Here is a 13,798-nt window from a genome sequence, read left to right on the forward strand (position 1 = left end):
AGGCGCAGCCCCGACGCCGGCGGCGGGGCGGAACCCAGGATGCCCAAGCCCGATCCCATGTCCGTGATGCAACGTGAAAGCCGCGTCACGTATGGCGCGGTAGAACCTGTTCTCGGCGGATATGAGGTGGCGATCGGCCACAACCGGATCGTGGGCGATGAATTTCTCCTGCGCGAAGAAGGCTTTGCCTGTCGCTATCGCAAGGGTGACGGTATCACCGTGCAACTGGATGATTCGGCGAAAGAAGGCCTGCTGAAGCTGTTCCTGTCCGGATCGGTCCACAGCGCGTTGGCCGCGATCAACGGCTTCACACCGCTGCACGCCTCTGCCGTCGAAGTGAACGGAAAGGCGATGGCCTTCATCGGCCCGCCGGGCGCGGGCAAGTCGACCACGGCGGCCGGGCTGCGCGCACAGGGCCAGCGGATCGTTGCTGACGATACACTGGTAATCGACATGGATGATGGCGGACCGATCTGCCTTCCGGGGCACAAACGGTTAAAGCTCTGGGCCGATTCGGTGGCATTGACGGGGATGCCTGCTCTCGAACTGGTGTCGGAGGATTACCGCAAGGTTTTCGCTACTGAAGAGCCTAGCGAAGTCGACGCCCCCCTCCCGCTCGGCGCGATCATCAGTGTCGAGGTTGGAGAGACGCTCGCCCTTGACGTACACGGCGCGGCGCGTATCGCGTTGCTTGATGACGATCACTATACCGCGCAACATCGGATCATGGCGCAAGGACAGGACCGCGCGGGCCGCATGATGGACCTTGCCCGGCTTGCCAACTCGGTGCCAGTCTTCCGTTTCATTCGACCGCTTGACCCCGAACGGTTCAACGCAACCCACGAATACCTTGCCGGCAAGCTGGCACAGATCGGACACACGGACGGACAAGACGAAAATGATCAGCAAGTGTGAAGGCAGCTTCGTCGAGACCGAGGTCGACGGCGAAGTCGTCCTGATGAATGTCGAAAGCGGCCTGTTCTATTCCCTCGAAGGGACCGGCCTGGCGATCTGGCAGGCGATCGACGGAACGCGGGACGAAGCGGACATCGTCGCCTTGCTTTCTCCACGCTTCGATGAAAGCGAGGCGCAGATTGCCGAACATGTTTCGCAGTTCGTGGCCACGCTGGCAGGGGCCGGACTGGTGAAGACCGCGGTCGCATGATGCGCGTGCGCCTCCGCACGCTGGAGGCGATGGCGTTGCTGCTGGCGGCGCGCTTCCTCGTGCGCTTCGTGCCGCTTCGCAGCTGGAGCCGCCTGCTGGGCACGTCAGGACCTTACGCGCCAGCCGACGCTGCACATCAAGCAAGCGCGACAGAGGAAAAGCGGGTGCACCAATGCAGCGCAGCCGTGCGGCGCGCGGCCTTCCGCCTGCCCGGCACGCTTTGCCTGCCTCAGGCAATCGGGCTTCGCTGGATGTTGAAGCGCCGCCGCATCGAAAATGCGATCATCGTTGGCATCCTGCCTGCGGAAAAACGCGGCAGCGCGCACGATCTGCACGCCTGGGTGGAATGGCAGGGGCACGCGGTGCTGGGCGATAGCGGCGGAAACCATGCCAGCCTGTTACAATTTCGAGGTTAATTGTCGCGGGCAATTGCTTTTACACCGCACCGCAATATAACCGCGCGCTAACGTTCTGGACGGTTAATGGTCGCCATCCCGAATGGATCGGGCAATTTTTGTGGGAAAATTTACGGACATGAACCAGAACGAACGCACTTGGGCGAAGCCTGAACTGAAGCTCGTCGGCACGCTGCGCGACGTTGCAGGTTCTGGCAGCGCCGCTGACCAAAGCGGCGGCAACCAGCAGGGCGTCGGCAACGGCCGTAGCTGAGCGAGTGCCCTTTGAGGCACTCCTTCTTCACTGAACTGACATGATCGCGGCAGGAATCGTCTGGGGTGACAATCCCCGGCTCGACCTGTCGCGCCTTTCGTTTGGGGATGCGGCTGCTGCGCGTGGCGAGGAAACACGCTCGCATGTCGGCAACGCAACGATTCTGGTTCGCCATCCTCCTCGGTTGGGTCACGGCCAGACAGCGCGGCTGCCAAGCGGCGCAACGGTTGCCTTCCATGGCTGGATCGACAACGCAGCGCAGATCGCGCGCGATCTTTCGCTCCCCCCGCAAAGCGACAATGCGACCCTTTATGGCACAGCGGTCGAGGCATGGGGACTTGCCGCTGAACGCAGGATCATAGGTGACTATGCCGCGATCCTGATCCCTGCGGACGGGGTCATGCGGCTTTCGCGCGCGCCTTGGTCAAAGCACGGCCTCTTCTACACTCTTCAACAGGACTGCGCCGTCGCGGCGTCGGTTCCGCGCGTACTCTTCGGTGTCGGTCTGGAACGGCGGGTCGATCCGGCCCGCTATGCCGAGATGATGTACGGCCTCGCTCCCCAATGGGGTGCGCAAACTTATTTCGACGGCATCAGTCAGGTCGAACAGGGCAGCATCGTCACGATTGAGAATGGCAGCGCCCAGAAAGTGCAATGGTATGACCCGCATGCCCTGCCGCAGACACGGTTGGCCCGTGACGACGATTACGTGGAACAGGCAAACGCACTTCTTTCTGACGCTGTACGCCATGCGCTGCGCCCTGCGATCAAGCCCGGCATCCTGCTTTCGGGCGGGCTCGATTCCCCATTGGTCGCAGCCGAAATCCTGCACCAGCTTCCGTCCGGACATAGGCTGAAGAGCTTTACATTCGAACCCATGGCGGATGGCAACGAACCGGTCCTGCCCGCGCACTTCCATTCGGACCGTCCTGCAGTCGAAGCCTTTGCCGCGATGTATCCGGCGCTCGACACTCAGTTCGTAGACAATCGCGGTATCGCTTTCGGACGCATGCTGGACGATACGATCCGCACCAGCGACGCGGCCTATCCCTCGCTTGTCTCGACCGAGTTTCGCGGGCCGTGGCAAGCCGCCTCGGACGCGGGATGCGACTGGCTTTTTTCTGCCGATATGGGCAACCAGACCTTCAGCTGCGAAGGAAACTGGGCCTTCGTCGAATTCCTGCGCACCGGACAATTCGGCAAACTTATGCACTTGCTGCGTGCGGTGCCGGGTGACGACCGGCCGATGTGGCGCCGTTTTGCCGCCCGTTCGCTGTTGCCGAACCTTCCCGCGGCGATACGTTCGGCGATCCGTACACTGGTTCACGGAGAAATGGCCCGCCCCCTTGTACGCAAGGACGTGCGCGAAAGGCTCGACCTCGATGCGCGGTACCGCGCGCAATATGGCGAACGCGAATGGGTCAGGACCCGGCACGAGTTCATTGAGGATGCCTGGTCGATGACAACCGCCGGAACCGAGATGACCGCAGCACTGGAGGATCTCTACGGATTTCAGTTGCGCACGATCCCGCAATATCGCCCTCTGATCGAATTCTGTCTCACCATTCCCACGGACCAGTACGTCAGGCGCGGTGAACAGCGCTATCTGGCCCGCCGCATGGCGATCGGACGTCTGCCCGAGGAACAACGGACGAACCGCCGCTATGGCCGCCACGGAGTCGATTGGTTCGCCCGGGAAACACCCCGCCTGCCGTTCATGCGCGAAGAGCTGGAGCGCATTGCCGACGATCCGGTGATGAACGGGATCATCGATGTCGACCGGGCAATCGACATGCTGGACAATTGGCCTGACAGCCCTGACTACCGCACCAAGCTGGAGGTGTTCATGCCGCTGGCCGCCGCAGTCGTCGCCGCCCGCTTCGCCCGCTATGTCGATGGGCGGAACTGATATGCGGCCCCGGTGTCCAGTGCGTGACGCGAAGGACCCGCCGCAGTAGGACAAAAGCGATGACGGTCACTTCGATCACACTTTTGCGCAGCGTGCCAACGCCGAAACTGCTGGCGCTGCTTGCTCTTATGCTCGGCAGCGCATTGACCGAGGGGGCGGGCATCATCGCGCTCGTGCCGATGCTGTCGCTGCTGTCCGCCGATGTAGGCAACATCCCTTCATGGGCGAGGCCGCTTGCCAGCCATGTCACGCTCAACGCCCTGCTCGCATTCTTCGTCGGGCTCGTCGCCGTGCGCGCGGTTCTGCAATACGCGGTGAGCGTGCAGCAGCGTCGGTTGCAACTGGACGTGATCGATCATTGGCGAACGGAGATCTTCTCCGCACTTGTCAGGGCGGACTGGCGCACGTTGTCGGCGCAGCGCACTTCGGATCATGCCAGCCTGATCGTGATGGGTGTCGACAGGCTTGGCTTCGGATTTGCCAATCTCCTCATCCTGATCTCGGGTTTCGCGACGTTGGCAGCGATCTGGATCGCGGCGCTCTGGCTGTCGCCGCTCCTCGCTCTCGTCGCCGTGGGCGGCGGTCTGCTGGTGCTGGCCGCGTTTGGCCCGCTTCGCCGCCGGGCGCATTTGTTGGGCGAAAGGCTGGGCGACGACTATCGCCGGGTGCAGGCGGTTCTCGACGATACCCTGCGCGCGATCAGGCTTGTGAAAAGCCATGGACGAGAGAGCACCGCCGATGCGGACATGCGCCGTTCGACCCAAGGGCTGCGCGATGCGCAAATTGCCTTCACGCAGGCCGCGGGGCGCAGCCGGGTTCTGCTACACGCCGGGGCCGCCCTTCTGCTGGCAGGGATCGTGGCGCTGGCATCGGTACGCGGCATCGCACCTGCTGTGCTCTTGCCACTTATCGTGCTGTTCGCACGCTCGGTTCCCTTGCTCGATTCGTTGCAGCAGGCAGCGCAGCAATGGGTTCATGCCGCCCCCGCCCTGACCGAAGCCCAGTCCCTGCTGAAAGAAATGCGCGCGGCCGAGGAAGCGACTTCGGAAAGTGCAGAGCCGATCCGGCCTTCACGCAGCATCTTTCTCGATACGGTGACCGTGCACCATCCGGGCCGCGAGCATGCGGCAGTCGAGAATGTATCGCTGGACCTTGCCGTCAACACGACGACGGTTCTTCTGGGACCATCGGGTGCGGGGAAGAGCACGCTTGCCGACCTGTTCGGAGGACTGCTCGTGCCCGACGAGGGGGCAGTCGGCGTAGACGGCCAACCGCTGCCAGATCAGGCGCTGATCGGGTGGCGAGGATCGGTGGCCTATGTTCACCAAGAGCCGGTTCTGTTCCACGGCACGGTGCGCGAAAACATGCTCTGGGCCGAACCCGACGCCAGCGAGGAGGCAATCGAACGCGCCTTGCGCACGGCAAGCGCCAGCTTTGTCTTCGACTTGCCGGACGGTATCGAGACGGTGGTCGGCGACGCAGGGCGCCAGCTTTCGGGCGGAGAGCGGCAGAGGATTGCGCTTGCCCGCGCCCTGCTACGCGATCCTGCGCTCCTGATCCTCGATGAAGCGACGAGCGCGCTCGACACCGCGAACGAGGCTGCAATTGTCTCCGCCGTCGAGGCCATGAAGGGAACGCGCACCATCCTCGTAATCGCGCATCGCGGAAAGCTGGCCGAAGCTGCCGACACGCTCGTCCACATGCGCGATGGGCGGATCGAGACGATCGAGCAGCGGGCATGAGCGAGTCGCTCGACCGGCAGAAGGCGGCGCTGCTCGACCTGATCGGACCGGCGCGGACGCTGCCCGAATGGGGCGCATTGGACGTAGGCGACTGGCAAGCAATCGCCGCGATGGCGCAGCAGCACCGGCTGGAGCCGTGGCTGCACCACCGGCTGCGCACGGCCGGGTCAGAGTGGCCGGTTCCAGCCGACCGCGCCGGTCGATGGAAGGATGCCTATCGCACGGCCTCTTTCTGCGTATTGACCGCTCAGGCTGCTCTCGTTCGACTGGCTCGGGCCTTTGGAGACGCCGATGTGCCCATGGTGGCGCTGAAAGGCGCGCGACTGGCTTTCTTCGACTATCCCGAAGCGGCCTTGCGTCCGATGCGCGACATCGACCTGCTGGTGACGCCCGATGACCTGCCTCGCGCGCTTGACGCGATGGAACAGGCCGGTTGCGATGTGCCCGCCGATCGCGAGCGCGCCATTGCCAGGGCGCTGGACGGGGACAAACATCTCGATCCGATCCTGCTGCCCGACTGCCAGCGCTATGTCGAACTCCACCACCGCATTGCCGAACCGGGCCTGCCGTGCATCGACACTGCTGCGATCCTAGCGAGCGCAAAGGTCGAGATTCTTGCAGGCGCGCCAATCGCCTTCCCCGGTGACGCAGAAATGCTTGGCCACCAGGTGCTTCACGCCGCCTACAATCACCGCTTCGATTGCGGCCCGCTCGCCCTGGTCGACATCGCACAGATGCTGACGCGCTCACCAATCGATGCCGCGAGATTTGCCGCCATGGCGAACGACGGCGGCTGGCTTGCCGGAGCGCGGCTGGTCCTCGCGCTTGTCGACAAGGTGATGGGGACGACCGGGCTGGACATAGGGCAGGATCAGGTTCCGCCCGAAGTGCTGGCGGAAGGGGAGCGCCTGCTGCTGCAGGATTTTGACCAGCGGGCGCAGGTCCTTCTCTCATCGCAGACTGCGCGCGACGGTGTCTTTCCCACTCTGGCGGCCCGCCTTAAGGGCGGCATCAAACGCGAACACGACGAAGGTTTCGCCCGCTGGTTCATCAGCCGCGCGATGCGCACGGTGCGGCAAGGCAGCGATGCCCGCGCCCGGTCCGAAGCCGCATCGGGCGCAATTGTCGCGCGCTGGCTGGGCCAGCCGTAACACGCCTGCAAACTCCTCGATTAAGAAGGAATTCAGCGGCTATTCACGGGTCGAAAGCTAGTTCGACCTGCAAGACTGCTGGAAAAGCCGCGTTCGCACCGAACCGGCTGGAACGGCGATCGGGGGCGATGAGTTAGGGTTGAAAGCGTCACGTGGCGCCTCCACCTTCACGCCTTCTCCCCCGCAGACATGAATTCTTTCGTATCGGAGATACCGATGAGTGCACTTAAGTTCGGCCTTGGCAAGAAGAGCCTTCTCGCAGCGCCCGTGATGGCTGTCGCGGGTCTTGGCGCGCTTGCTGCGGCTCCTGCCCCCGCCTTGGCCGCACCGGCCCAGTGCGAAGGCGATCTTTCCGGCAAGTCCTGGCTGAATGTCGAAGTGACCGGCGTCAAAAGCTCGTCCGGCCTGATGGCAGTCACGATCTATGCCGACGATTCCAGCCGCTTCCTCGTCAGCAAGGGTTCGCTCGACGTCGTGCGTTTCCCGGCCAAGCAGGGCACGTGGCGCGGATGCGTGAAGCTGCCGAAGAACGGCGTCTATGCCATCGCGATCTATCACGACGAAGATGGCAGCCGTAAGATCAACCGCAGCGGCCTCGGCCTGCCGACCGAGGGCTTCGGCTTTTCGAACAACCCAAGCACGCTGGCCGGCATCCCCGCCTTCCGCTCGGTCCGACTGAGCGTGCCGAAGCCGGGTCTGACGACGCGGATCAACATCACTTACCCGTAAGAGTTTTCCTCTTCGGACACGGGACATGCGCCCCGGCCGCTCGACATGGCGGCCGGGGCGTTTATCTTGTGGGGCATGAACCGCATCACGAATGACGAACTGACCGCCGCCGCCGAAGCCATCGGGCCAGAGATTACGGCCCTGCGCCGCGCGATCCATGCAGAGCCCGAACTGGGCCTCGAAACTCCCAAGACGATGGCCAAGGTGCGCGAAGCTCTGGCCGACCTGCCGCTCGAATGGCGCGAAGGTCCGCAGACGACGGGACAAGTCGCGATCCTCAAAGGCGGCGCGGGCGAAGGACGGCGTGTCCTGCTGCGCGGCGACATGGATGCGCTGCCGATGGGCGAGGAAACGGGCCTCGATTTCTCCTCCACCATTCCGGGCCGGATGCACGCCTGCGGCCACGACACGCATACCGCCATGCTGGTCGGCGCGGTAAAGCTGCTGGCCGAGCGGGCCGATGCCCTGCGCGGCGAAGTCATGTTCATGTTCCAGCCGGGCGAGGAAGGTTTCGGCGGGGGCCGCATGATGATCGAGGACGGGCTGATCGACCCTCTGCCCGAGGCCGCATTTGCCTATCACATCATTCCCAACGCCCCGCACGGGCTGTTCGTGTGCCGCGAAGGCCCACTGATGGCCGCGTCCGACGCGATCGAGATCCGTGTGAAAGGGCGCGGCGGCCATGCCTCAATGCCGCACTTCTCTGCCGATCCGCTGCCGGTCGCCTGCGAAATCGTAACCGCGCTGCAGGCGATGGTCACGCGCCGCTTCAATGCCGCCGACCAGGTCGTCGTCACGGTTACCCAGTTCCGCGCCAGCGATGCCGACAACATCATTCCCGACGTCTGCACCTTGCGCGGCACCATCCGCACGCTGTCCGCGGAAACGCGCGAACGGGTTCACGCGGCCTGCAAGGACCTGGTCGAGGGTATCTCCTCGGCCCACGGCATGGCGGGCGAATTCATTGTCGAGCACGGCTTTCCCGTCACCAACAACGATGGGCGCGCTGTCGCTCTTGCGCGTGAGGTCGTGAAAGACCGCTTTGGTGAAGAGGCGTGGTACGAACTGCCCGATCCGCTGATGACGGCAGAGGACTTCTCCTACGTCCTCGACGCGGTGCCGGGCGCGATGATCCTGCTGGGCGTCGCAAAGCCCGACGCAGACTGGCAGAAGGCACCGGGCCTTCACAGCCCGCGCATGCATGTTGACGAAAGCGTGCTGCCGCGCGGATCCGCGCTGCTTGCGGCACTGGCGTTGGAAACGCTTGAGCGGGGGTTGCCGGCCTGATCGCTGGGCGGACAGGATTAGGGCAGTTTTCCTGAACATCGCTGGACCCTGACCGGCCCCTCCGTTAAGGCGGCCACGCAATGAGTCGCCCCCGCTTCCCCATCCCGTTTCCCAAGCGCCTGAGCGAGGAAATGGGGGACTGGCGACGCCGCGTGGCGACCCTGATCGGGGCCATCGCAATCGGTCTCGTCGCACTGGTTTTCGCATGGGCAGGCGACCTTGCGCTCAACCTGTTCCACGCGCTCGAAGCTCGCTGGTTCTGGCTTCCCGCGATCCTTACACCCGCAATCTTTGTGACTTGCGCATGGCTGACGCGGATGCTGGCGGCAGAAGCGGCAGGATCGGGCATCCCGCAAGTCATCGCAGCCGTACGCGACGAGCGTGCGACCGACCGGCTGTTTTCGCTGAAAGCCGGTTTCGCCAAGATCTCGCTGACGGTGCTGGCGCTACTGGGCGGCGCCTCGGTCGGGCGCGAAGGTCCGACGGTGCAGGTTGGCGCAGCGATCATGACCGCGACCCACCGCATGACGCAGGCTGCCGTGCGCCGCAGCGTCCTGATCGCGGGCGGCGCAGCGGGCGTTTCGGCGGCATTCAACACGCCGCTTGCCGGGATCGCCTTTGCGATTGAGGAACTGGCCATCGCTTATGAACAGCGCATGGCGGCGCTCGTCATGGGCGCGGTGATCATCGCGGGTATGACTGCGCAAGGCATCGCAGGAAACTACACCTATTTCGGCTCTATCGACGCGACGCTGCCGCTGCAGACCGTGCTGATCGCAGCTCCCGTTGCGGGCCTGCTGGGCGGCGCGCTGGGCGGATTGTTCGCGCGGACGCTGATCCGCTCGCGTCAGGCGGCACGGAAGAGCAGGATGTTCGGCAAGCGTCCCATCCTGCTCGCCTTCGTCTGCGGCGCGGTTGTCGCGGCGGTCGGGATTGCTTCGGGCGGACTGACCTGGGGCACGGGCTATGAACCTGCCAAGATGGCACTTGAAGGCCAGGTGATGAGCGAGTGGCTAGGCCCTGCGAAGTTCGCCGCCACCTTGGCAACCTCGCTCAGCGGGATTCCGGGCGGCATCTTTGCGCCTTCGCTGGCAGTCGGGGCAGGCTTTGGGCAGTGGCTGACCTGGCTGTTTCCCGGCGCGACGGCGGGTGCCATCGTCATGCTAGGCATGGTGTCCTACTTCACCGGCGTCGTCCGCGCGCCGCTGACCGCCGTGATCATCCTGACCGAAACGACCGGCAATATCGGCCTGCTGCTGCCACTTTTCGCAGCGGCGCTCTTTGCCGACTGGGCCGGTGCGATGGTCTGCCGCGAAAGGCTCTACCACGCGCTCGCCAAGGATTTCATGCCGCCGGCTGAGGATGACAAGGCCGAGCCCGCCAATTCCGACAAGCCTGCCTGAACGCTTTATCGCAGGGCCCGCCTCGCCTATGCGTGGCGGCCATGAAGGACAAATGGGTCATCGGGATCATCGGCGGGTCGGGTCTCTACGAGATCGATGCGATCGAGGATGCGCAGTGGATCGCCGTGCGATCGCCTTTCGGATCGCCGTCTGACGAGATCCTGTTCGGCAGGATCGGCGATGTCGAGGTGCGCTTTCTGCCGCGCCACGGCCGGGGCCATCCAATCTCGCCCACCGAACTCAATGCGCGCGCGAATATCGACGCGTTGAAGCGCGCGGGCTGCACCGACGTCATTGCGATCAGCGCCATCGGGTCCCTGCGCGAAGAGCTGGAGCCGGGCCGTTTCGTCGTCGTCGACCAGTTCATCGACCGCACCGTAAACCGGGCTTCCACCTTCTTCACCAGCGGCATGGTCGCCCATGTCTCGATGGCCGATCCGGTGTGCGAGAGGCTGTCGGGCCTTGTCGGCGCGGCGGTCGAGAAGGCGGGTGGCAAAGTCGCGCATGGCGGCACCTACCTCGCGATGGAAGGGCCGCAGTTTTCCAGCCGCGCGGAAAGCCACATGTATCGCCAGTGGGGCGCAGACGTCATCGGCATGACCGCCATGCCCGAGGCGAAACTGGCGCGCGAGGCCGAGCTTCCCTACGCGCTTGTCGGAATGGTCACCGACTACGACTGCTGGCGCGAGGACGAGGCGGCGGTCGATGTCGCCACCGTGCTGCAACAGATGCGCGCAAATTCGGAAATCGCACGCCGCGCGGTCGTCGAACTGGCGCACTCGCTGCCCGAAAAACGTACCGTCTCGCCCATCGACACGACTCTCGACACCGCGCTCATCACTGCGCCCTCTGCGCGCGATCCGATGCTGCTGGCAAAGCTCGATGCCGTGGCCGGACGCATCCTGAATGGTGCTTCAGGCGAGTCATGACAGGAAATGTCATCGTCGTAACGCCATCTTTGCCTGTGTCCGGGCTATATTTGGCGTAGCATCTGGCCGGGGCCCCGTGCGTACGCGCCGGGCGGTATAGGGGGAAAACGCATGGCAGGTGGCCTCGACATCCTGCACATCGAAGACGATTCGCGCACTGCATCGGACCTGCAGCAGCTTGTCCGCGCCACGGGCGACCGCATCACGTGGGAAGCCAACGGCGCAGATGGCCTGCGCCGCGCAGGGATCGGCGACTTCGATGTCATCATTCTGGACCGGATGCTGCCCGATATCGACGGGCTGACCGTGGTGAAGCGCATGCGCGAAAGCGGGATCGGCACGCCGGTCCTGATGCTTTCGGCGCTGGGCCGCACGGTAGACCGGGCAGAAGGGCTGGACGCTGGCGCGGACGACTATCTGGCCAAGCCTTTCGAGGCGACCGAACTGCTCGCCCGTTTGCGTGCCCTGCACCGCCGTGCCGCCGGCCACGCGCATAGCGCGGTGATCATCCACGGCGCGTTCGAATGCCATGTAAAGGCCCGCACCGCCTTTCGCGGGTCCAAGCACTTGGCGCTCAGCCCCAAGGAGTTCGAGCTTTTCCGCTACCTGATGGAAAACGCCGGCGAAGTCGTGACACGCGAAATGCTGTTGCGCGACGTCTGGAAGATGAGCTTTGATCCGCAGACCAACGTAGTTGATGTGAACATCGGCCGCCTTCGCCGCAAGCTGGAGGACGGTTTCAATTCTCCCGCGCTGGAAACCATCTGGGGTACCGGCTATCGCCTGCTCGACGGCAAGTGATCGCGCCTAACGGGCGTGGCTTGCCGCTAGCGGGGGATAGCGCGGCGTGACACAGGTCAGACTGCTCGATTCGATCTTCACCAGGCTTGTCGCCTGGTCGATCGCGGTCTGCATCGTCGTCGTGCTGGTGCTGGGCGCGCTTGTCGGCGCGAAATTCGAACAGCTTTCTACCGCGACGCAGGAAGCCGCCGTCAACGCCGACGTGACCACGCTGTCGGAAGCCTACCGGGACGACGGCGTCACCGGCCTTGCCCGCCGCATCAACGAACGCCTCGCCTTCAGCGGGCCTGCAGGGTCGGCCCCGCATTACCTTCTCGTCGACAATGACGGCGCGATCATCACCGGCAACCTCTCGGGTTGGCCGGCCGGCTTCGAGGTCGGGACCGAACCGGAATCGATCGCCTTGCCGAACGGCACGCGGGTCCACGCCCGCGGTCTGCTTTTGGCAGAGGGCAGATTGTTCGTCGGGCGTGAATCCAGCCTCGACCAGATGATCCTGAACGAGATCGGCTTTGCCTTCGTCGCAGGCGGCCTTTTCGTCGTCTTTGCGGTGGGTGTCGCGGGAAGGTTGACGACCGCGCGCCTGTCCCGCCGCGTCGACCGCGTGATCCAGGCGTTCCAGAACCCGGACGAGAAACGGCTGGAGCAGCTGGCAAAGGACCGCAACGCCGAGGACGAAATCGGCGAACTGACCCGCCGGACGAGCGAGACTTTGAACCGGCTCAACCACCTCGTCGATTCGCAGCGAGAGACGACCGACCTCATCGCGCACGAAATGCGTACGCCGCTGATGCACCTCGATAGCCGCATCCTCAAATCACTGAAGACCGCGCCGGACGATGCGACAGCGCAGGGCTTGAGCGAGGCACGCAGCGATATTCGCGGGGTCATCACGATGCTCGAATCGCTGCTCGACATCTCGCACAGCGAGGCGCATCGCGGCGATCCGCGCGGGCTACATCCCGTGGACCTGTCGGACCTGCTGGAGCATGTCGCCGAAATCTACGAGGGCAGCGCCGAGGAAACCGGCCACCATTTCGAATGGGATATTGCGCCGGGCGTGACTTTCCTTGGCGAGGAGATGCAGCTGACCCGCCTCGTCACCAACCTGCTCGACAATGCGTTCAAGTACGTGCCCACCGGCGGCACTGTCATCCTGTCGCTGGCGGAAGGCCCGGTGATCACCGTGTCCGACACCGGCCCCGGCATCCCGCCCGAGGACCGCGACGCGATCTTCGACCGCTTCCGCCGTGCCAAGGGCAATGACGGCAGCAGCGGCGGATCGGGCCTTGGCCTTGCGCTCGCCCGTGCGATCGCGCGCAGGCACGGCCTCGATATCCGGCTCAAGCCCACGATGCGCGGCGCGACATTCGTGGTCGGCGGCAAAAAGCCGGAAGACGTCGAGCCGGCCTGACCAGATCGCCTGATCAGATGGGCAGCCGCGTCGTCAACTTGATGCGCCGCATAGCAAAGCTGGAATTGACCGAGGCGACGCCCGGCATGTGGACCAGCACTTTCTTCAGGAACCGCTCGTACTCCTCGATCGATCCGGCGACCACGCGCAGCAGGTAGTCGCTGTCCCCGCCGACAAGGAAGCATTCCACGATCTGCGGATGGCTCTCGACCGCCTCCGCGAACGCTTCCAGCGTATCTTCATCGTGCCGCGTGATGCGCACATTGGCGAATACATCGACGCCAAGACCAACCTTGCGCTGATCGAGCACGATCTCGCGGCTGGCGATCACACCGTCCTCTTCCAGCTTCTTCAGCCGCCGCCAGCAAGGGGTGTGCGAGAGGCCCACCTTGTCGGCCAATGCGTTGATCGAAAGCTCGGGCTCTGCCTGCAGGGTGCGCAGGATCTTCCAGTCGGTATCGTCCATGCCATTTCGCATTTGCATCAATTAGGGAAAAGACTTTTACGCCAGACCGGCAAAAAAGGAAAATTCTTCCTAGCAGGCCCCGAGCGAGGTTAGATTCAGGGAAAACATTCCTCTCCAACTGCGTTAGACTGGG

General features: G+C 64.1%; 14 protein-coding genes. 13 read left to right on the top strand and 1 reads right to left on the bottom strand.

What is annotated here, in order from left to right:
* The first annotated feature begins 39 nt into the window (after positions 1–39).
* The 13 genes from KIH45_RS07040 (at position 40) to KIH45_RS19430 (ending at position 13,199) form a co-directional block, all read left to right on the top strand.
* A complete protein-coding gene (locus KIH45_RS07040) occupies positions 40–915 on the top strand; it encodes a hypothetical protein (protein WP_213175279.1) in 876 nt (291 codons plus the stop codon).
* Positions 899–1,165, top strand: a complete 267-nt coding sequence (locus tag KIH45_RS07045; RefSeq protein WP_213175280.1) for a PqqD family protein — start codon at positions 899–901, stop codon at positions 1,163–1,165. The genes KIH45_RS07040 and KIH45_RS07045 overlap by 17 nt, the downstream gene beginning before the upstream one ends.
* Positions 1,162–1,581 (top strand): lasso peptide biosynthesis B2 protein, encoded by a 420-nt coding sequence (locus KIH45_RS07050; protein WP_213175281.1) that lies wholly within the window; start codon positions 1,162–1,164, stop codon positions 1,579–1,581. Before KIH45_RS07045 ends, KIH45_RS07050 begins: the two co-directional genes overlap by 4 nt.
* 118 nt (positions 1,582–1,699) lie before the next feature.
* Positions 1,700–1,834, top strand: a complete 135-nt coding sequence (locus KIH45_RS19330) for a hypothetical protein (RefSeq protein WP_273544098.1) — start codon at positions 1,700–1,702, stop codon at positions 1,832–1,834.
* Between the two features lie 40 nt (positions 1,835–1,874).
* Positions 1,875–3,743, top strand: a complete 1,869-nt coding sequence (locus KIH45_RS07055) for an asparagine synthase-related protein (RefSeq protein WP_213175282.1) — start codon at positions 1,875–1,877, stop codon at positions 3,741–3,743.
* A 59-nt stretch (positions 3,744–3,802) separates the two neighbouring features.
* Positions 3,803–5,485 carry an ABC transporter ATP-binding protein gene (locus KIH45_RS07060; RefSeq protein ID WP_213175283.1) on the top strand — a complete coding sequence of 561 codons (1,683 nt, stop codon included), beginning with the start codon at positions 3,803–3,805 and terminating at the stop codon, positions 5,483–5,485.
* Positions 5,482–6,636 carry a nucleotidyltransferase domain-containing protein gene (locus KIH45_RS07065; protein WP_213175284.1) on the top strand — a complete coding sequence of 385 codons (1,155 nt, stop codon included), beginning with the start codon at positions 5,482–5,484 and terminating at the stop codon, positions 6,634–6,636. The genes KIH45_RS07060 and KIH45_RS07065 overlap by 4 nt, the downstream gene beginning before the upstream one ends.
* A gap of 216 nt (positions 6,637–6,852) precedes the next feature.
* Positions 6,853–7,365, top strand: a complete 513-nt coding sequence (locus tag KIH45_RS07070; protein WP_213175285.1) for a DUF2141 domain-containing protein — start codon at positions 6,853–6,855, stop codon at positions 7,363–7,365.
* Positions 7,366–7,440: 75 nt separating this feature from the next.
* Positions 7,441–8,652: a M20 metallopeptidase family protein gene (locus KIH45_RS07075; protein ID WP_213175286.1), complete on the top strand. Its 1,212-nt coding sequence runs from the start codon at positions 7,441–7,443 to the stop codon at positions 8,650–8,652.
* Between the two features lie 80 nt (positions 8,653–8,732).
* Positions 8,733–10,055, top strand: a complete 1,323-nt coding sequence (locus tag KIH45_RS07080) for a chloride channel protein (RefSeq protein WP_213175287.1) — start codon at positions 8,733–8,735, stop codon at positions 10,053–10,055.
* Between the two features lie 41 nt (positions 10,056–10,096).
* Positions 10,097–10,984, top strand: a complete 888-nt coding sequence (locus KIH45_RS07085) for an S-methyl-5'-thioadenosine phosphorylase (protein ID WP_213175288.1) — start codon at positions 10,097–10,099, stop codon at positions 10,982–10,984.
* 111 nt (positions 10,985–11,095) lie between these two features.
* Positions 11,096–11,785 (top strand): response regulator transcription factor, encoded by a 690-nt coding sequence (locus tag KIH45_RS07090; protein ID WP_213175289.1) that lies wholly within the window; start codon positions 11,096–11,098, stop codon positions 11,783–11,785.
* A gap of 46 nt (positions 11,786–11,831) precedes the next feature.
* Complete coding sequence (locus tag KIH45_RS19430) at positions 11,832–13,199, top strand: sensor histidine kinase (protein ID WP_213175290.1); 1,368 nt, start codon at positions 11,832–11,834, stop codon at positions 13,197–13,199.
* Positions 13,200–13,212: 13 nt separating this feature from the next.
* On the opposite strand, the gene KIH45_RS07100 is transcribed toward KIH45_RS19430, so the two are convergent.
* Positions 13,213–13,683 carry an Lrp/AsnC family transcriptional regulator gene (locus KIH45_RS07100; protein WP_225899704.1) on the bottom strand — a complete coding sequence of 157 codons (471 nt, stop codon included), beginning with the start codon at positions 13,681–13,683 and terminating at the stop codon, positions 13,213–13,215.
* Positions 13,684–13,798 lie beyond the last annotated feature (115 nt).

It is taken from the genome of Croceicoccus gelatinilyticus (genome assembly GCF_018398395.1).
Classification (GTDB): Bacteria; Pseudomonadota; Alphaproteobacteria; order Sphingomonadales; family Sphingomonadaceae; genus Croceicoccus; species Croceicoccus gelatinilyticus.

Bases quoted from the DNA above. Each gene is read 5' to 3' on its own strand.
- KIH45_RS07100 (WP_225899704.1), bottom strand. From the start codon at position 13,683: ATGCAAATGCGAAATGGCATGGACGATACCGACTGGAAGATCCTGCGC.
- KIH45_RS07070 (WP_213175285.1), top strand. From the start codon at position 6,853: ATGAGTGCACTTAAGTTCGGCCTTGGCAAGAAGAGCCTTCTCGCAGCG.
- KIH45_RS07045 (WP_213175280.1), top strand. From the start codon at position 899: ATGATCAGCAAGTGTGAAGGCAGCTTCGTCGAGACCGAGGTCGACGGC.
- KIH45_RS19330 (WP_273544098.1), top strand. From the start codon at position 1,700: ATGAACCAGAACGAACGCACTTGGGCGAAGCCTGAACTGAAGCTCGTC.
- KIH45_RS07060 (WP_213175283.1), top strand. From the start codon at position 3,803: ATGACGGTCACTTCGATCACACTTTTGCGCAGCGTGCCAACGCCGAAA.
- KIH45_RS07085 (WP_213175288.1), top strand. From the start codon at position 10,097: ATGAAGGACAAATGGGTCATCGGGATCATCGGCGGGTCGGGTCTCTAC.
- KIH45_RS07080 (WP_213175287.1), top strand. From the start codon at position 8,733: ATGAGTCGCCCCCGCTTCCCCATCCCGTTTCCCAAGCGCCTGAGCGAG.
- KIH45_RS07040 (WP_213175279.1), top strand. From the start codon at position 40: ATGCCCAAGCCCGATCCCATGTCCGTGATGCAACGTGAAAGCCGCGTC.
- KIH45_RS07075 (WP_213175286.1), top strand. From the start codon at position 7,441: ATGAACCGCATCACGAATGACGAACTGACCGCCGCCGCCGAAGCCATC.
- KIH45_RS07050 (WP_213175281.1), top strand. From the start codon at position 1,162: ATGATGCGCGTGCGCCTCCGCACGCTGGAGGCGATGGCGTTGCTGCTG.
- KIH45_RS07090 (WP_213175289.1), top strand. From the start codon at position 11,096: ATGGCAGGTGGCCTCGACATCCTGCACATCGAAGACGATTCGCGCACT.
- KIH45_RS07055 (WP_213175282.1), top strand. From the start codon at position 1,875: ATGATCGCGGCAGGAATCGTCTGGGGTGACAATCCCCGGCTCGACCTG.
- KIH45_RS07065 (WP_213175284.1), top strand. From the start codon at position 5,482: ATGAGCGAGTCGCTCGACCGGCAGAAGGCGGCGCTGCTCGACCTGATC.